The organism is Maritimibacter sp. HL-12 (genome assembly GCF_900177545.1).
Classification (GTDB): Bacteria; Pseudomonadota; Alphaproteobacteria; order Rhodobacterales; family Rhodobacteraceae; genus Sinisalibacter.
In genome coordinates this window covers 629,956-644,744 of sequence record NZ_FXBQ01000001.1, presented here as the reverse complement: position 1 = coordinate 644,744, position 14,789 = coordinate 629,956, and the positions used below count along the sequence as shown (strand labels likewise).

Annotated in this window: 23 protein-coding genes; all 23 read left to right on the top strand. The window is 65.1% G+C overall.

All coding sequences use genetic code 11. The annotated features are described in order from the left end of the window. The first annotated feature begins 6 nt into the window (after positions 1-6). The 23 genes from B9Y97_RS03335 (at position 7) to B9Y97_RS03225 (ending at position 14,785) form a co-directional block, all read left to right on the top strand. Complete coding sequence (locus B9Y97_RS03335; protein WP_139828213.1) at positions 7-291, top strand: hypothetical protein; 285 nt, start codon at positions 7-9, stop codon at positions 289-291. Then, a complete protein-coding gene (locus tag B9Y97_RS03330; RefSeq protein ID WP_085525425.1) occupies positions 288-938 on the top strand; it encodes a DUF3164 family protein in 651 nt (216 codons plus the stop codon). The genes B9Y97_RS03335 and B9Y97_RS03330 overlap by 4 nt, the downstream gene beginning before the upstream one ends. A 9-nt stretch (positions 939-947) precedes the next feature. Next, positions 948-1,448, top strand: a complete 501-nt coding sequence (locus tag B9Y97_RS03325; protein ID WP_085525424.1) for a helix-turn-helix domain-containing protein — start codon at positions 948-950, stop codon at positions 1,446-1,448. Continuing rightward, positions 1,445-1,876, top strand: a complete 432-nt coding sequence (locus B9Y97_RS03320) for a regulatory protein GemA (RefSeq protein WP_085525423.1) — start codon at positions 1,445-1,447, stop codon at positions 1,874-1,876. Before B9Y97_RS03325 ends, B9Y97_RS03320 begins: the two co-directional genes overlap by 4 nt. Next, the gene (locus tag B9Y97_RS03315; protein WP_085525422.1) at positions 1,873-2,133 is read left to right on the top strand and encodes a hypothetical protein; all 261 of its coding nucleotides are present in this window, start codon (positions 1,873-1,875) and stop codon (positions 2,131-2,133) included. The genes B9Y97_RS03320 and B9Y97_RS03315 overlap by 4 nt, the downstream gene beginning before the upstream one ends. Next, a complete protein-coding gene (locus B9Y97_RS03310; protein WP_085525421.1) occupies positions 2,126-2,509 on the top strand; it encodes a hypothetical protein in 384 nt (127 codons plus the stop codon). Before B9Y97_RS03315 ends, B9Y97_RS03310 begins: the two co-directional genes overlap by 8 nt. A gap of 127 nt (positions 2,510-2,636) precedes the next feature. Then, positions 2,637-3,551, top strand: coding sequence for a glycoside hydrolase family protein (locus tag B9Y97_RS03305; protein ID WP_085525420.1), 915 nt, complete (start codon positions 2,637-2,639; stop codon positions 3,549-3,551). Further along, positions 3,552-4,064 (top strand): hypothetical protein, encoded by a 513-nt coding sequence (locus tag B9Y97_RS03300; protein ID WP_085525419.1) that lies wholly within the window; start codon positions 3,552-3,554, stop codon positions 4,062-4,064. It abuts the gene before it with no gap. After that, positions 4,061-4,528 (top strand): DUF2730 family protein, encoded by a 468-nt coding sequence (locus B9Y97_RS03295; RefSeq protein ID WP_254900837.1) that lies wholly within the window; start codon positions 4,061-4,063, stop codon positions 4,526-4,528. The genes B9Y97_RS03300 and B9Y97_RS03295 overlap by 4 nt, the downstream gene beginning before the upstream one ends. Further along, positions 4,525-4,824, top strand: a complete 300-nt coding sequence (locus B9Y97_RS03290; RefSeq protein ID WP_085525418.1) for a VpaChn25_0724 family phage protein — start codon at positions 4,525-4,527, stop codon at positions 4,822-4,824. Before B9Y97_RS03295 ends, B9Y97_RS03290 begins: the two co-directional genes overlap by 4 nt. Before the next feature lie 2 nt (positions 4,825-4,826). Further along, positions 4,827-5,402, top strand: a complete 576-nt coding sequence (locus B9Y97_RS03285) for a phage protein Gp27 family protein (protein WP_085525417.1) — start codon at positions 4,827-4,829, stop codon at positions 5,400-5,402. Beyond that, positions 5,399-5,596 (top strand): hypothetical protein, encoded by a 198-nt coding sequence (locus tag B9Y97_RS03280; protein ID WP_085525416.1) that lies wholly within the window; start codon positions 5,399-5,401, stop codon positions 5,594-5,596. Before B9Y97_RS03285 ends, B9Y97_RS03280 begins: the two co-directional genes overlap by 4 nt. Beyond that, entirely contained in the window at positions 5,596-7,038 is a 1,443-nt protein-coding gene (locus B9Y97_RS03275) for a terminase large subunit domain-containing protein (RefSeq protein ID WP_085525415.1), read from the top strand. The genes B9Y97_RS03280 and B9Y97_RS03275 overlap by 1 nt, the downstream gene beginning before the upstream one ends. Beyond that, positions 7,038-8,582 (top strand): DUF935 domain-containing protein, encoded by a 1,545-nt coding sequence (locus tag B9Y97_RS03270; protein WP_139828212.1) that lies wholly within the window; start codon positions 7,038-7,040, stop codon positions 8,580-8,582. Before B9Y97_RS03275 ends, B9Y97_RS03270 begins: the two co-directional genes overlap by 1 nt. Positions 8,583-8,763: 181 nt before the next feature. Beyond that, positions 8,764-9,960 carry a phage head morphogenesis protein gene (locus B9Y97_RS03265; RefSeq protein WP_217809431.1) on the top strand — a complete coding sequence of 399 codons (1,197 nt, stop codon included), beginning with the start codon at positions 8,764-8,766 and terminating at the stop codon, positions 9,958-9,960. Positions 9,961-10,291: 331 nt separating this feature from the next. Continuing rightward, complete coding sequence (locus tag B9Y97_RS03260; RefSeq protein WP_085525413.1) at positions 10,292-11,260, top strand: phage protease; 969 nt, start codon at positions 10,292-10,294, stop codon at positions 11,258-11,260. Then, positions 11,257-12,171, top strand: coding sequence for a Mu-like prophage major head subunit gpT family protein (locus B9Y97_RS03255; protein WP_085525412.1), 915 nt, complete (start codon positions 11,257-11,259; stop codon positions 12,169-12,171). The genes B9Y97_RS03260 and B9Y97_RS03255 overlap by 4 nt, the downstream gene beginning before the upstream one ends. Continuing rightward, positions 12,171-12,554, top strand: a complete 384-nt coding sequence (locus B9Y97_RS03250; RefSeq protein WP_085525411.1) for a hypothetical protein — start codon at positions 12,171-12,173, stop codon at positions 12,552-12,554. The genes B9Y97_RS03255 and B9Y97_RS03250 overlap by 1 nt, the downstream gene beginning before the upstream one ends. 186 nt (positions 12,555-12,740) lie before the next feature. Further along, a complete protein-coding gene (locus B9Y97_RS03245) occupies positions 12,741-13,181 on the top strand; it encodes a gp436 family protein (RefSeq protein WP_085525410.1) in 441 nt (146 codons plus the stop codon). After that, positions 13,181-13,624 (top strand): phage virion morphogenesis protein, encoded by a 444-nt coding sequence (locus B9Y97_RS03240; RefSeq protein WP_085525409.1) that lies wholly within the window; start codon positions 13,181-13,183, stop codon positions 13,622-13,624. The genes B9Y97_RS03245 and B9Y97_RS03240 overlap by 1 nt, the downstream gene beginning before the upstream one ends. Next, positions 13,621-14,139, top strand: coding sequence for a hypothetical protein (locus B9Y97_RS03235; protein ID WP_085525408.1), 519 nt, complete (start codon positions 13,621-13,623; stop codon positions 14,137-14,139). The genes B9Y97_RS03240 and B9Y97_RS03235 overlap by 4 nt, the downstream gene beginning before the upstream one ends. Continuing rightward, positions 14,136-14,564 (top strand): phage baseplate assembly protein V, encoded by a 429-nt coding sequence (locus tag B9Y97_RS03230; protein ID WP_085525407.1) that lies wholly within the window; start codon positions 14,136-14,138, stop codon positions 14,562-14,564. The genes B9Y97_RS03235 and B9Y97_RS03230 overlap by 4 nt, the downstream gene beginning before the upstream one ends. Continuing rightward, on the top strand, positions 14,564-14,785 hold the full coding sequence (locus B9Y97_RS03225; RefSeq protein WP_085525406.1) for a hypothetical protein: 222 nt from the start codon (positions 14,564-14,566) through the stop codon (positions 14,783-14,785). The genes B9Y97_RS03230 and B9Y97_RS03225 overlap by 1 nt, the downstream gene beginning before the upstream one ends. Positions 14,786-14,789: the final 4 nt, after the last annotated feature.

Here is a 14,789-nt window from a genome sequence, read left to right as displayed (position 1 = left end):
ACGACCATGAGCATGTATGTCAGCATTTCCGAAAGTGAGATTGCCGAGGCGATCGTGCGCGGAGATATCGGCCTCGCGGACTTGCTGGAGGCGCTGCGGATTGAGGTCGGCGACAACTACGAGTTCGCGGAGTTTGTCGCCACCGATATCTCGCGACACCTGGATGAAATCCACATCCGCCCCGACGGAATAGACGGTTTTTACGAGAGCATCCAGAACGCCGCCGAGAAACTGTCTCTCGATGCCGCTGCGGCGCTTCTCGACGCCAACTCAGAGGAGACCGAAGTATGACCGAGTTCACCCCCCATCCCATCCCCGACGGCCGTCGTGAGATCGACGGCAAGCCCTACATGACCGACGCCAAGGGCAACCTCGTGCCGGTGGAGTTGATCAAGCCGCAGCACCAGCTCGAGGACGAGATGGTGCGCAAGGTGATCGGCTACGCGGACGCGCTTTCCGACCAGGTTGCCCGGTTCAAGGCGCACACCTTCGAGGATCTCGGCGATTTCGAGGCGCTGCTGGCGCAGGACTACGGGCTCACCAAGGGCGGCGCGCGCGGCAACAAGACCTTCATGAGCTTCGACGGGCTCTTCAAGGTGCAGGTGCAGGTGGCCGATTACATCGACTTCGGCCCCGAGCTGCAGATCGCCAAGGGGCTGGTCGATGAGTGCCTCAACGAGTGGTCTGCCGACAGCCGCCCGGAGATCCGCACCATCGTCACCCGCGCCTTCAATACCGACAAGGCGGGCCAGATCAACCGCTCCGAGATCTTCATGCTGCTGAGGCTGGAGATCGACGACGCGCGCTGGGCGCAGGCGATGCAGGCGATCCGCGATGCCATGCGGGTGGTCGGATCGAAGACCTACGTGCGGTGCTACCGCCGCGCCGCCCAGGACGCCCCCTGGCAGGCGATCACCATTGATCTGGCGAAGGCGTGAGGTGAGACGATGACCGCTTTCGCCCACCTCGACTTCGACCGGGAAGCCTTCGCCATCGTCGCGGTGGTGGCTGAGGCGCATGATGTCGCCCCACGCGTGGTGCTTGGCGAGAACCGCCAGCGCGGCGTCGTGGAGATGCGGCGCAAGTGCGCCTGGCTCATGCGCGCGGTGCTCGATCTGTCGCTGAACGAGATCGGTCGCCAGCTCGGTGGCTACGATGCCAAAACCGTGAGCGAATACGTCGCGCAAGCCGATACCCGGATCAAGGCTGATCCGCTCTATGAAAATGAACTCGACCGACTGCGCAGCCGGTCTGCCCAGGTGATCGGCGAGTATCGCCGGTTCGATCTGATCGAGGACGACGCACGACCGATGCATGACGCATTGGCGGTGGCGCGCCGGATCATGCGCACCCCGCGCGGCGAGCTGCGCGTCTCGGGGGCGGAGGCGCGCGCGCTGGCGGAGGCCTATGTGGACCAGCTGCTTGCCACCGTGGAGGCCCGCCCATGAGCGCTACACTGCGCCGCACCATCTTTGCCGCCTGCCGCGAGCTCGGCCTTGATGGCGACGCCCGCCACGATCTGCAACTGCGGGTGACGGGCAAGACCAGCCTTTCCGACATGGATGCCCGCGAACTGCGGCTGGTGGTCAGCGAGATGAAGCGGATGGGTTTTCGTCTTTCCCGCGGCCCTCGCAAGCGCGCGCCGCGGGGCGATTTGCGCTTTGCCCACGTGCTCTGGCGGCTGCTCAACGAGGCCGGGGTCGTGAAGGTGCCCGGCGCGAAGGGGCTCAACGCCTTCATCCGTGCTCGGTTCGAGGCCAAGTGGGGCCACCTGCCCATCGACATCGACGCGATGCGTGACGCGGACCAGATCAACGATGTGGTCGAGGCGCTGAAGGCGTGGTGTGTGCGCGAAGGGATCGAGCTGGAGCGATGATCAAGAAGCCCCGCGTCCAGGTCAGCGACCATGCCGTGATCCGCTACCTTGAGCGGGTGCCCGGCATGGACGTGGAGACCATCCGCCGTGAGATCGGCCGGAAGGTGGACCGTGGCGCGGATCTCGGGGCGTGCGGGGTCCAGATCGGCGGGTTCGTCTACAAGATCCGCGATGGGGTTGTCACCACCGTGCTGCTCGCGTCGCAACCCGAAACGGGCCAGCGCCAGGTGGCGCGGCGGGGGGAGCGCGATGAGTAATGAGCTTCCAGGGGTCGCCGCCGAAATCGAGGCGCTGATCGGGCTGGATCTGACCGTCAAGCTCCTCAAGGCGCGCGGCGGCACCGATATCGAGATCCCCGCCCGCGCCGATGGCTCGAAGCTCGCAGGGATCATCGGCGTGAAAGCGACCGACGCGCTCATCCGTGATTTGGGTAGGGGCAGGATCACTCTTCCGTGCGCCTTCATGCGCGGCCAGGGCGCGCGTCGCCACGACGCCCGGGAGATGCTGAGGGCTGGAAAATCAGTCAGGGAAGTGGCGCTTGCCTGCGACATGCATCAGCGCACCGTGGCCCGGATCAAGGCCGATCTCGATGCCGCAGACGCTGACGCGCGGCAAGGTCGGCTGCCCCTTTGACAAGCCACAGGCCGCTCTGCCAGAGTGCGCCGAGGCATCGATCCGCCCGCCCCCATGACAGGTGTCAGGGGATATTCTGCCCACATGATTTGCGACTGTCCGAGGGAACAACCCCAGGGGGCAGCTTATGGCGACGACGTCGAGCAAAGGCATTGCGGTGCTGAAGCAGGAGGAGGGCGAGGTGCTCAAGGCCTACCGTTGCCCGGCTGGCAAGATGACCATCGGCGTCGGCCTGACCGCCGCGTCCGGCGTGATCGATCCGAAGCCCGGCATGGTGATCACGGCGGGCCAGTCCTCGGATCTTCTCCGCCAGGCGCTGCGGCGCAACTACGAGCCTGCGGTGGCCAAGGCGATGCCATCTGCGAAAGCGCACGAGTTCGACGGCGGCGTGCTGTTCCACTTCAACACCGGCGCGATCGGGCGGGCAAGCTGGGTGAAGGCTTGGCGCACGCGCGACTGGGATCGGGTCTCGGCGAAGATCGTGCTGTGGAACAAGGGTGGCGGCAAGGTACTGCCGGGCCTCACCCGCCGCCGCGCCCGCGAGTTCAAGATCATGCGCTACGGCGATTACGGCCTGCTCGGTGAAGTCCCGAAGGCCAGTTCCGCCGACAGCGACGTCGCCAAATGGGCGCTGCCAGTCGACCGCGACGAGATCGCGCGCATCCGCGCCGCCTTCGCGAAGCTCGGCTACGCCCCGGGCAATGACGGTGGCGGCGTTCATCGCGACGCCGTCACCCGGTTCCAGCGTGAGCACGATCTCAACGTCGACGGTATCATCGGGCGCGCCACGCTCTCGACGCTGCAGCGACGCCTCGACGCGACCCGCAAGGCCGCCACCGCCACCACTGGCGCAGCCACGGGCGCTGCAGGCACCGAGGGCGCCGACGCCGCCGGTCTCGCCGTGCCCGACTGGGCGCTCTGGGTCGTGGCCGGTTTGGTTGCTCTCATCGCGCTCCGCCTCGCCTGGTCCTACCGCGACGTGATCGCGGCCAAGGTCCAAAACATCGCACCGGGTCTCGCCCGCACCCTTCGGAGGTTCTAGATGTCATCCGCCCTGATCGGGCTGGCCGTTTCGGTTGGCGCGCCCCTCGTATCCAAGATCATCGCTCGCAAGATCGGGGCCGAAAACTCCGAGCTGGTCACGTCGGTGATCGAGAGTATTGCCCAGTTTGCCGGGGTGACACCCGACGCGGTCGAGGGGCTGGCGCAGTCCGATCCCGACCTCATCCGCGACGCCATTTCCGCTACCGAGGCAATGTCACCCGCGCTGATCTCGCTCTACACCAAGGGACTGGAGTACCAGATGTCCGCGCTTCAGGTCGATACCGACGGGCCGCTCTGGATGCGGGCCTGGCGGCCGGGCGGGATGTATCTGCTCGGGTTCCTCTGGCTCTGGAATGTCGTAGTCCTGCATTCGCTCAACGCAATCTTCAAGATTGCCCTGCCGCCCATCGACGTCGCGGTTCTGTTCCAGCTCACAGCCGTCTATCTCGGCCTCTACATGGGCGGGCACACGGTCAAGGACGTCGCCGCCAGGAAGTGGGGCAAGACATGAGGTATCTTGCGCTCACGGCGGCGGCGATCCTCGCCGCCACCCCGGCCTTCGCTCAGGCAGCTATGGGTGCGCTGGTTTTCGACTGGACCGTGAGCCTCGGGCTGCTCCTTGCGCTCGGCAATATCATCTTCACCTTTTTCCGCACGCGCCGGAAGGCGGTCGAAGATCAGTTCACGGTGGTGAAATCGGGGATCGACGCGAAGTTTGAGCAGGTCGAAGACCGGTTTGCAGAAGGCTCGAAGCGGATGGATCGTCACGATCTGAGACTTCAGTCGCTTGAGCAATCGGTCCACAACATGCCGGGCCGCGAAGACCTGCATCGGGTCGAGATGCTGATGGCCGAGATGGGCGGCAACATGAAGGAAATCCGGGCGGTGATGGAGGGCAACGGCGCGATCATGGCCCGGCTAGAACAGGTTGTGACCCGCCACGAAGAACACCTGCTCGACGGAGGCAAGCGATGAGCGATTATGCGGAGACCCTGCGCAAGCACCGCCGACTGGCGATCCTGCGCCACCTTGAGAGCTGCGCCGAGTACACGTCAAATGCTTCGATCCTCGGGGATGTGCTCGACGGTGTCGGCATCCCCTCCACGCGCTCACAGGTGCTGGGCGAACTGGCATGGCTGCGGGAGAACGGCTTGGTGATCTACGATGATCGTTCCGATTTCATCGTGGTCGAGGCGACACGGGCCGGTCTCGAGATCGCAACCGGCGTCGCCCGCCACCCGGAGATCCAGCGTCCGCGGCCGAGGGACTGAACATGCCCCCGCCGCGCAAGGTCGATCTCCTGCCCGACGAGCTAAGGGCCTGGCTGAAGGACGCGCTCCAGGAGCGCGGGTTTGCGGGCTACGAAGATCTCGCCGATGATCTAAACGCAATGCTGGAAGGTCGCGGGCTTGAGCTCAGGATCGGCAAGTCGGCTCTGCATTCCTTTGGTCAGGAGCACCGCGAGTTCGTCAAGTATCAGGAAGAGGCCTCGCGCTGGGCCGCTGACTGGATGCAGGGCAATGGGCTCGAAGAAGAGGCAAAGCGCCACAACGTGCTTTTCCAAATGATCACCACGCTGGCTTTCAAGGTGATGATGGGAATGCAGAACAAGAGTGCCGACGAGATCGATCCGAAAGAACTGCACTTCCTCGGCCGGATGTTGAAGGACGTGATGGCATCGTCCGGGATCCGGGAAAAGCTGGTGGAAGAGGAGCGCAAGCGGATCGCCGAGGAGGCGCGCGCGGCAGCGATGGCGGAGGTTACCGACCGCCTCGATGAGGCTGAGGCCGAGGGCGGGTCCATGGCCGATGCCGCGCGCAAGGCGCGCGAGATCATGGGGTTCGAATGATGCTGAAGCCCGATATGAAGAAGGGACTTGCGGTCACCCTGGCGATTGCCGAAACGCGGCGGGCCAGGTTCGGGATCCTGCTGTTGGTGCGGGTATTCGGCGAGAGACGGGAGATTGAACACCTTGGCTACATCCATCGCCTGCAGCGGTGGCGTGGCCGATGGTATCATACCGCCATCCGCGAGGCGGGCTAATGACCGCCCCCTTGGAACGCGCGGTCTCCTGGCTCCCCTATCAGCGCGCTTGGATCAAGGACCAGAGCCGCTTCAAGATCGGGATGTTCACCCGACGCGGCGGCAAGACCTTCGGCTCATCCGGCGAGATCGTTGACGATTGCACTTTGGCCGAGATCGACGGGCGCAAGGTGCGGTGGACCATCCTGAGCCGCTCGGAGAACACGGCCAAGGAGGCGTTGAACGATGCGTTGAAGCCGCTCACCCGGGCCTTTTACGCGGCCTATAGCGAGCTGGCAAAGCGGGGCGAGCCGACCTTCGTCGAGGATGCCTTCCACGTTCCGGCGCATTACCGTGAAGTGCGCCAGGGTGACAGGGTGTTCAAGGTCGACGTGCCCGAGGCAACCTACAAGACCCACGAGGTCCATTACCCTGGTGGAAGCCGGGTGATCGCGCTCTCGGCCAGCCCCGATGCGGCGCGCGGCTTCGGCGGCAACCTGCTGCTCGACGAGTTCGCCTTCCATGCCGACAGCCGTGCGATCTGGGCCTCGGCCTATCCGGTTGCGGCACGGGGCGGGCACAAGATCCGGGTGATCTCGACGCCGAACGGCAAGGGCAACAAGTTCTACGAACTGATGACGGCCGAAAACAACGTGTGGTCGAAACACGTGGTCGACATCTACGAGGCCGTGCGCCAGGGCCTCGACGTGAACATCGACGAGCTGCGCGCCGGTATGGCCGACGAGGACGCCTGGGCGCAGGAGTTCGAGCTCAAGTGGCTCGACGAGGCGTCGTCGTGGCTCGACTACGACCTGATCTCTGAATGCGAGCGGGACTGGGCCGGGCAGCCTGGGCTCTACGAGGGCGGGCAGGTTTTTGTCGGGGTCGACATCGCCGCGCGCAACGACCTGTTCGTGATCTGGGTCGACGAGCTTGTGCGCGATCGGCTCGTCACGAGGGAGATTATCGCGAAGAAGCGTGTCACCTTCGCCGAGCAGGATCGCCTTCTCGATGATGTGTTCGATCGGTACCGGGTGGTTCGGGCGGCAATGGACCAGACCGGCATGGGCGAGAAGCCCGTGGAGGACGCCAAGCGCCGCTACGGTGAGAGCCGGGTAGATGGCGTGCTGTTTTCGGCCGCCCGAAAGCTCGAGATGGCCACGGTGCTGAAGGAACGGATGCAGGACCGCACCAAGCTCATCCCGGCTGGAGACCCGCTCCTGCGCGCAGATCTTCACGCGATCAAGAGCCGGGTCGGTGCGACCGGCATCCGTCGCCTGGTCGTCGACGGCGACACCGACGGTCACGGCGACCGGTTCTGGGCGGGCGCGCTTGCAGCGGCGGCCGCGCAGACCGACTACCAACCTTACGCCTACCAGCCGGTGAGTGCCGACCCGAGGGGCGACGACGACCGCCCGATCCGGCTGACTGCCGGATTCGGCGCAGCAAAAGGAGTATGGTGATGGCAGAGATTGAAGTCGCGTCGCAGCTGCTCGGCCCCGATGGCCGCCCGGTGGTGCGCAAGGTGCTGACCCGCGAGGTGGCGGAGCCCGGCATCACCTCTGTTCGCCAGGCCTTTGCTCCCACCGTCGCGTCGGGGCTCACGCCTCAGAAACTCGCCGGGATTTTGCGCGCATGTGACGACGGCGAAACCTATGAGTTCCTCGTGCTGGCCGAGGAGATGGAGGAGCGCGATCCGCACTATGCTTCGGTTCTGGGAATGCGAAAGCGCGCGATCTCCGGAGTGACCCCGACTGTCAAGGCGGCCTCCGAGGATCCGCAGGATGAGAAGATCGCAAAAGCAGTGCGCGAACACATTGCCGAGCACGATGGGTTCTCCGACCTCGTTGAGGACGCGCTTGATGCCCTGGGCAAAGGGTTTTCGGCAATCGAGATCGTCTGGGGGAGATCGGCACGTCTGTGGTGGCCCGACCGCTTCCGTTACCGCCCCGGACATTTCTTCACCTTCGACCGCGACACCGGCGAGGAGCTGCGCCTGCGCGATGTGAGCGCGCCTGTCGACGGGCTCGCGCTCGATCCGTTCAAGTGGATCGTCCATCGCGCAAAGATGAAGTCGGGCCTCGCCATGCGTGGCGGCCTCGCCCGTGTCGTCGCCTTCAGCTGGATGTGCAAGGCCTACGATCTGAAGGACTGGATGGCCTTCGTCGAAACCTATGGCTTGCCGCTCCGGCTCGGACGCTATGGTCCGGAGGCGACGGCGAAGGATGTGCAGACGCTCTTCACGGCAGTGGCCAACATCGGCACCGACGCGGCGGCGGTGCTGCCCAGATCCATGGAAATCGATTTCGAGCAGGTCTCGGCCGGCTCGGTCGGCGAGCGGATCTTCGAAAGCCTTGCGCGCTTTCTCGACGAACAGATATCGAAGGCGGTGCTAGGGCAGACGATGACCGCCGACAACGGTTCGTCGAACTCCCAGGCGCAGGTGCACAACGATGTGCGCCTTGATCTCGCCCAGGCCGATGCCCGTGGCGTGACCGGAACGCTCAACCGCGATCTGGTCCGCCCCTTCGTCGATCTCAACTTCGGCAAGCAGGCCAGGTATCCGCACCTCGCGATCGATATCGAGGAGCCCGAAGACATCACCGCGCTCGTGAATGGGGTAGCAAAGCTCGTGCCGCTCGGTCTCCGGGTGAAACAATCCGAGTTGCGCGGGCGGCTCAAGCTATCGGAACCCGAGAAGGAAGACGAGGTGATCGCCGGTCGTCCGGCAGCGGCGCTGCCTGCCACCAACACCGCCCTCAACCGCGAGACCGTGCCATCTGACGAGATCGACGAGATCGAGGCCGAGATGCAGGCTGACTGGGAAGATGTCATGGAACCGATCCTCGGCCCGATCGAAGACCTGATCGCCGAGGCCACGAGCTACGAGGATGCGATGGAGCGGCTTGCCGAGGTCCTGCCGAACATCGCGACCGCGCCGGTGATCGGGGCGCTGGTGAAGGGGATGTTCAAGGCCCGGGTAATGGGAGACGTGAAGGATGGCTGAGATCTTCATGCTGGCATTCTTGGCCGGTGTAATCGTCGGGGTTATTGCAACCCTGATCTATTGGCCCTGGGTCGACCCGATCGGAGCTGCCGACGATGAAGCCGGTCGGGGCGCGGTATGCCCGCACCCTTCATGCCCCTCCGCGCCGCCACCTCCGAAACCGAAATGGTAGGAGGGCGCGTTGCCCGATTTCACCGACCAACCCGGCTACAGCTTCACCCCCGGTCCGCCGCCGGAGGCCTCGCGGTTCCTGCGCAACAAGGGGATGACACCGTCCTTCTCCTGGGAGGATGTCGAGCCCGAGGAGCACGCGGTTGCCTTCACGGTCGCCAAGGCGATGGAGCTGGACGTGCTGACCGCGATCCGGGAGGAACTGCAAAAGGCGGTCGACGAGGGTCTGCCCTTCGCCACCTTCCAGAAGCAGTTGCGCCCGCGCCTTCAGGAACTCGGCTGGTGGGGCAAGTCCGAGGTGATCGACCCACTCACGGGCGAGCTGGTCAAGGCGCAGCTCGGGTCACCCCGTCGGTTGCGCACGATCTACAGGGCGAACCTCGCGTCGGCACGGTCGGCCGGGCAATGGGAGCGCATCCAGCGCAGCAAGGACGCGCTGCCCTACCTCGAATACCGGCTCGGTCCAAGCGAGGTGCACCGCGAACACCATGCCGACAAGGAGGGGCTGGTGCTGCCGGCCGATCACCCGTTCTGGCAGGAGTGGATGCCGCCCAACGGCTGGGGCTGCAAATGCTGGGTCAAGCAGCTCACCCAGCGCCAGGCCGAGGCGAAGGGGATCAGCGCCGACCCCGACACGCCGCTTCGGCGTGTTGTCAACAAACGTACCGGTGAAGTTAAGGATGTCCCTGTCGGCATCGACCCGGGCTGGGAGCGCAATCCAGGCCAGCAGCGCCTTGACGCTCTAGAGCGCCTGACGGAGGGCAAACTCCGCGATGCGGATCCGCAGGTTGCCCGTTCTGCCATGCGAGACATGGCGAGCAGTTGGCGCGCACGCAGGGTCCTGGCAGGCGAGGCGCCGGGAACGGTGCCGGTTGCGATGCTGGACGAAACCCTGCGGGGGATCATCGGGTCTGATACGGCCATTGTTCGGATATCGGAACAGACCGCCCTGAAGCAGGTGTCGAAGCATCCGGAGATTTCGCCCAAGGACTACGTGCGTCTGGTCGAGTTGATCGAGGGCGGCAGGGTGATCCGGGTCGACGAGCGAAACCTGGCATTCCTGGAGCGGACAATCGACCTGCCGTGGATCGCCGTAATCAAGCGGACGGTCGCGGGAGACGAACTCTACCTGACCACGTTCTACAAACTGCATTCCGCCCGCTACCTGCGCCGGCTTCTGGAGCGTGGGGAGGTGGTGAGAGAGTGACGCGCCCGGAGGGACGTCACATCCCTCGCGACCCTTGGCCGGCTAGACGGGATACTTGGCTCGGGCGCACCCGATACTTGGCCCTTTTGACCCGGAATTGCAATGCCGTGCGCCGGTGCGACCGAACCTCTGCGACAGATCGCGCCGTTAAACGGTCATTTAACGGGGCAGGAGCGGCCTTGCGGATTAATCCGCCTCCGCCTACGCTGAGGCCGACGAGGCGGCTCTGCGGCCCGCTCAGCGCCTCGTCGGGTTTCCACACTCCGAAGGCTCCGACACCCTGACACCTGTCAGGGGTGTTTTGCCCTGCTGCCCCGGCCATTGTCGGCTCATGATCAAGTCGCTCGCCACCACCACCCCTCTTGCGCTCAACTTCCTGGACGGCAGCGTTCCGGAGTGGGTGCAGCTTCTGCCTGCTGGCCCGAAGATCTCGGGGCGGGATGGGCGCGCGTGGTCGCTGCCGAACCCGGAGGATGTCGTCGTCCGGTTCCGCGAAGACCAGAAGCGCCCCCAGATCGACATCGAGCATGCCTCGCAGCTCAAGGCGCCGAATGGCGACCCGGCCCCGGCCGTGGGCTGGATCGAGGACATGGAGGTGCGCGAGGGGGTGCTCTGGGGCAAGGTCGAATGGAACCAGTCCGGTCGCGCGTTGATCGCCGACCGTGCCTATCGCTACCTCTCACCTGCCTTCCGCTTTGAACCGGGTTCCGGGGCGATCCTGAAAATGGTCTCGGCCGGTCTCACCAACAATCCCAACCTTCAGCTCGCCGCCCTCAATGCCGAGGGCTCCGAAGAGGAGAACATCATGGACAAGGCGATCCTTGAGGCGCTCGGCCTCAACGCCGATGCCACCGCCGCCGATGCGGTCGTGGCGATCACCAAGCTCAAGGAGGAGAAGGCGACTGCCCTCAACTCCGCGCAGCACCCCGATCCGGGTCAGTTCGTGCCACGTGCGGATCACGACCTGGCGCTCAACCGGATCGCCACGTTCGAAGAGGGCGAGAAGGCTCGCCGTGAAACCGGGATCGAGCAGGCGGTCGACGCCGCAATCGAGGCGGGCAAGATCGCCCCGGCCTCGCGCGACTATCACCTGGCCACCTGCCGAGCCACCGAGGACGGGCTGGAACGGTTCCAGGCGTTCGTGGGCACGGCGCCGGTCATTGCCGACACCTCCGGCCTTGACGGCAAGAAGCACGACAAGACAGCCACCGCACTCAATGCCGAGGAGAAGGCTGCGGCCGACGCCCTGGGCCTGAGCCATGAAGACTACGCCACGGCGAAACAGGAGAACGCCCAATGATCGTCACCGCCGCCTCGGTCGCCGCGCTCCAGATCGGCTACAAGAAAGCCTTCCAGGACGCATTCAACGCGACCCGCCCCGCGAGCGACTACCAGAGGGTCGCGACCGTCATCCGATCCACCTCGAAGTCGGAAACCTACGGCTGGCTCGGCAAGTTCCCGAAGATGCGGGAATGGGTCGGTGATCGCGTGATCAAGGACATGGAGGCCTTTGGCTACACCATCGTCAACAAGGATTTCGAAGCCACCGTCGGGGTCGACCGCAACGATATCGAGGACGACAACCTCGGGGTCTACACGCCGCTCTTCGCCGAGATGGGTCACTCTGCCGCCCAGCAGCCCGACGACCTCGTGTTCTCACTGCTCAAGGCCGGCAAGACCACCTTGTGCTTCGATGGCCAGAACTTCTTCGATACCGACCACCCGAGCTTCGACGAGGCCGGGGACGTGATCACCGTCTCGAACGTCGACACCTCGGGCGACGCCACAAGCAACCCGTACTGGTACCTGCTCGACACGACCCGCCCGCTGAAGCCGCTGATCTTCCAGGAGCGCAAGGCGCCGGAGTTCGTGTCGAAGACCGACCCGAAGACCTCGGACAGTGTCTTCAACTCGAAGACCTTCCTCTACGGCGTCGATGCGCGCTCGAACGCGGGCTTCGGTTTCTGGCAGATGGCCTATGCCTCCAGCGCGGATCTCGACGGCGACGCGCTCGACGCCGCGATTGCACAGATGCGCGGCTTGCGCGACGTGAATGGTCGTCCGCTTGGCATCAAGCCCAACCTGCTCGTCGTCGGGCCGGAGCTCCGCTCGGCGGCCAACAAGACCGTGAAGGTGATGCTCGGCGATGGCGGTGCCTCGAACGCGAACTACAACGCGGTCGAAGTGCTCGACACGGATTGGGTGGCGTGATGAGCGCGCGCCTGGTCAAGACCGTCGCTGGTGTCGAGAGCTTCTGGCGCTGCGGCCGGCAGTGGACGAAAGCGGGAACCATCGTGCCCGTCGACGATCTCACCGACGACGAGTGGAAGCGCATCATGGAGGAGCCCCGGCTCGTTGTTGAACCGGCGAGTGAAGCCGACCTGGTGGAGAACGGCGACGACGAGGCGCTTCGGCGTGTCATCGCCGAGGCGATCCACCAGCTCGGTGCCGAGGACTTCCAGAAGGATGGCAAGCCGAGGATCGAAGCGCTCAAGGAGCTTCTGCCCGAGGGCACGAAGATCAACGCGGCGCTCCGCGACGAGGTTTTCAAGGAAGAGGTCGAGGGCGGGTTCACCGCCCCGGCTGAGGAATAAACCCCAGAGGGGCCGTTCCGGGGGGGGCGGCGGCCGACGGCGGACAAGCCGAGTGTGAGCCCCCCCAGCGATTTCGAATGACCGGACGCGGGCGAGCAGACATCCCCCCAGGTGGCCAGTGGCCGGTCGAAGCCCGAGGCGAGGTGGCAGCGCCGCCTCGGGCAACCTGAACCAGGACCGGAGCCAATGGCCTACGCAACGCAGACCGACATCGAGGAGCTCTACGGCGCAAACGCGCTCTACGTTGCCGACCGCGATGGCGACGGCGTGGCCGATGTTGCGGCGGTGACCCGCGCGCTTCAGTTGGCCTCCGGCGAGATCGACAGCTTCCTGGGCGTGCGCTACTCCGTGCCGCTCACCCATGTTCCGGAGATCGTCGGCCAGGCCTGCGTCGATATCGCGCTCTACCGCCTCGCGCTCTCGGCCGACGTTCTCTCTGAAGAGCACCGTCGCCGCTATGAAGACACGATCGCCCATCTCAAGCGGATCGCGAAAGGCGAGGCCATGCTGGTCCTGCCCGCCGAGCCGCTCGTCGAGGGGGAGGAACCATTGCCCGACGGGCCGCAGCCGATTGTGGCCGGTGGCCCGGAGAAGCTCTGGACCCGCGACAAGACGAGGGATCTGTGATGGCCGGCCTACTCTACGCCGTCGAGATCCAGAAGATCGCCGCCGTCGCGGGCCGGTTCGAGGGGCTGCACGAGCGGTTGCCCGATCTTGCCTTCGATATCGGGCAGCTTCTGGAGAACTCGACCCGCGAGCGGATCGCGACCGAAAAGGAAGGCCCGAAAGGCGGGGCATGGCCGGACTGGTCTGGGGCCTACGCCGCGACGCGCCACGGCGGGCACTCGCTCCTGGTGGGCAACAACGATCTGCTGACCTCCGTCCAGAACTATACCGATGGCACCGAGATCCACGTCGGCTCTCCGCTCGTCTACGCCGCGATCCATCATTTCGGTGGGGCCGAGGTGGGATCGAACATCCCGGCGCGGCCCTGGCTGGGGCTCTCGGACGATGACCAGGAGGAGATCCGGGCGCTGGTGATCGGAGAGATCGAGGACCTCCTGCAATGAGCGTACCCGAAACCCTCCTGGCCGATCTGCCCGAAGCCATTGCCGAGCGCGTCGGTGTCGTACTCCCCGACCTGAAGAATTGCCGGGCGATGGCAGGGCGGTTCGATCTTGCCCGGCTTCAGGCCAGTGGCATCATGGCGCCTGCGGTCATGATCTCGCGCCTTGACGGGCGGATCGATCAGCAGTTGGGCGGACCGTTCATCACCTTTGCTTTCGACATGGCGGCGTTCGTCGTCACCCGCGACAGCCTCGGGCTCTCCCGCGATCGCGCCGCCGCGAACATCGTCCAGGCGCTGCTTCAGTTGGTGCCGAACAATCGTTGGGGGTTCGAGGATGTGGGGGAGGCCGAGAAGGTGCGTGCGCTGACCTTGGTGAGCACCGCGAGCGAAAAGCTCAATGTTCACCTTGCCGCTGTGAGCTGGGTGCAGCCGGTTGCGCTCACCGAGGTGCCAGCCGCGGAGCCCTTGCCAATCGATCTCTACGTCAACCCGCATATCGAAGGGGGGCAGGCATGAGCATGGCTGCAGCCGAAGGGGACCGTCGCGTGGCCAATGTGGTTCAGATCGGAACGGTTACCGATGTGGATGCCGCGACCTCGCGGGCGCGGGTGAAGGCCGGCGAAATCGAAGGCTGGTTCGCCGTGGCGCATATGCGTGCTGGTGCGCTGAGCTTCTGGTGGATGCCCGCGGTGGGTGAGCAGGTGGTGGTCGTCGTGCCCTCCGGTGAGGCAGCGCGCGGCGTGATCCTGGCCGGGATCTATGCCGGCAACGCTCCCTCGTCCGATCCGGCAACGCCGATGATCGAGCTCGGCGGCGGCAAGCTCGTTGTCAATGGCGACATCGAAGTCAACGGCGAGGTCACCGCCAACGGGATCGCGCTTTCAACCCATGTCCACGGCGGCGTCATGCCGGGTGGCGGCAATACAGGAGGACCGCAGTGATGGCGGACAAGAAAGCTGACAAGAAAGCTGACAAGAAAGCCGAGCAGAAGACCTGGTTCGAAGTGCAGAGCGACGGATGGATGGCCGGGCGCCGGGTCAAGAAGGGCGATCTGGTCGAGATGACCGCCGCTCAGGCGAAATACGAGAACGTCAAACCGGCCTCCGCCCGGAAGGTATCGGCTGCAAAATCTGAACCGGCCAAGGAGAGCGACAAGTCGTGATCGG

What these genes read in the sequence shown, in the direction of transcription:
- B9Y97_RS03245 (WP_085525410.1), top strand. Translation starts at nt 12,741, where the DNA reads ATGGCCTACGCAACGCAGACCGACATCGAGGAGCTCTACGGCGCAAAC.
- B9Y97_RS03285 (WP_085525417.1), top strand. Translation starts at nt 4,827, where the DNA reads ATGCCCCCGCCGCGCAAGGTCGATCTCCTGCCCGACGAGCTAAGGGCC.
- B9Y97_RS03260 (WP_085525413.1), top strand. Translation starts at nt 10,292, where the DNA reads ATGATCAAGTCGCTCGCCACCACCACCCCTCTTGCGCTCAACTTCCTG.
- B9Y97_RS03275 (WP_085525415.1), top strand. Translation starts at nt 5,596, where the DNA reads ATGACCGCCCCCTTGGAACGCGCGGTCTCCTGGCTCCCCTATCAGCGC.
- B9Y97_RS03290 (WP_085525418.1), top strand. Translation starts at nt 4,525, where the DNA reads ATGAGCGATTATGCGGAGACCCTGCGCAAGCACCGCCGACTGGCGATC.
- B9Y97_RS03295 (WP_254900837.1), top strand. Translation starts at nt 4,061, where the DNA reads ATGAGGTATCTTGCGCTCACGGCGGCGGCGATCCTCGCCGCCACCCCG.
- B9Y97_RS03330 (WP_085525425.1), top strand. Translation starts at nt 288, where the DNA reads ATGACCGAGTTCACCCCCCATCCCATCCCCGACGGCCGTCGTGAGATC.
- B9Y97_RS03335 (WP_139828213.1), top strand. Translation starts at nt 7, where the DNA reads ATGAGCATGTATGTCAGCATTTCCGAAAGTGAGATTGCCGAGGCGATC.
- B9Y97_RS03315 (WP_085525422.1), top strand. Translation starts at nt 1,873, where the DNA reads ATGATCAAGAAGCCCCGCGTCCAGGTCAGCGACCATGCCGTGATCCGC.
- B9Y97_RS03310 (WP_085525421.1), top strand. Translation starts at nt 2,126, where the DNA reads ATGAGTAATGAGCTTCCAGGGGTCGCCGCCGAAATCGAGGCGCTGATC.
- B9Y97_RS03250 (WP_085525411.1), top strand. Translation starts at nt 12,171, where the DNA reads ATGAGCGCGCGCCTGGTCAAGACCGTCGCTGGTGTCGAGAGCTTCTGG.
- B9Y97_RS03325 (WP_085525424.1), top strand. Translation starts at nt 948, where the DNA reads ATGACCGCTTTCGCCCACCTCGACTTCGACCGGGAAGCCTTCGCCATC.
- B9Y97_RS03225 (WP_085525406.1), top strand. Translation starts at nt 14,564, where the DNA reads ATGGCGGACAAGAAAGCTGACAAGAAAGCTGACAAGAAAGCCGAGCAG.
- B9Y97_RS03305 (WP_085525420.1), top strand. Translation starts at nt 2,637, where the DNA reads ATGGCGACGACGTCGAGCAAAGGCATTGCGGTGCTGAAGCAGGAGGAG.
- B9Y97_RS03235 (WP_085525408.1), top strand. Translation starts at nt 13,621, where the DNA reads ATGAGCGTACCCGAAACCCTCCTGGCCGATCTGCCCGAAGCCATTGCC.
- B9Y97_RS03300 (WP_085525419.1), top strand. Translation starts at nt 3,552, where the DNA reads ATGTCATCCGCCCTGATCGGGCTGGCCGTTTCGGTTGGCGCGCCCCTC.
- B9Y97_RS03280 (WP_085525416.1), top strand. Translation starts at nt 5,399, where the DNA reads ATGATGCTGAAGCCCGATATGAAGAAGGGACTTGCGGTCACCCTGGCG.
- B9Y97_RS03240 (WP_085525409.1), top strand. Translation starts at nt 13,181, where the DNA reads ATGGCCGGCCTACTCTACGCCGTCGAGATCCAGAAGATCGCCGCCGTC.
- B9Y97_RS03320 (WP_085525423.1), top strand. Translation starts at nt 1,445, where the DNA reads ATGAGCGCTACACTGCGCCGCACCATCTTTGCCGCCTGCCGCGAGCTC.
- B9Y97_RS03255 (WP_085525412.1), top strand. Translation starts at nt 11,257, where the DNA reads ATGATCGTCACCGCCGCCTCGGTCGCCGCGCTCCAGATCGGCTACAAG.
- B9Y97_RS03270 (WP_139828212.1), top strand. Translation starts at nt 7,038, where the DNA reads ATGGCAGAGATTGAAGTCGCGTCGCAGCTGCTCGGCCCCGATGGCCGC.
- B9Y97_RS03230 (WP_085525407.1), top strand. Translation starts at nt 14,136, where the DNA reads ATGAGCATGGCTGCAGCCGAAGGGGACCGTCGCGTGGCCAATGTGGTT.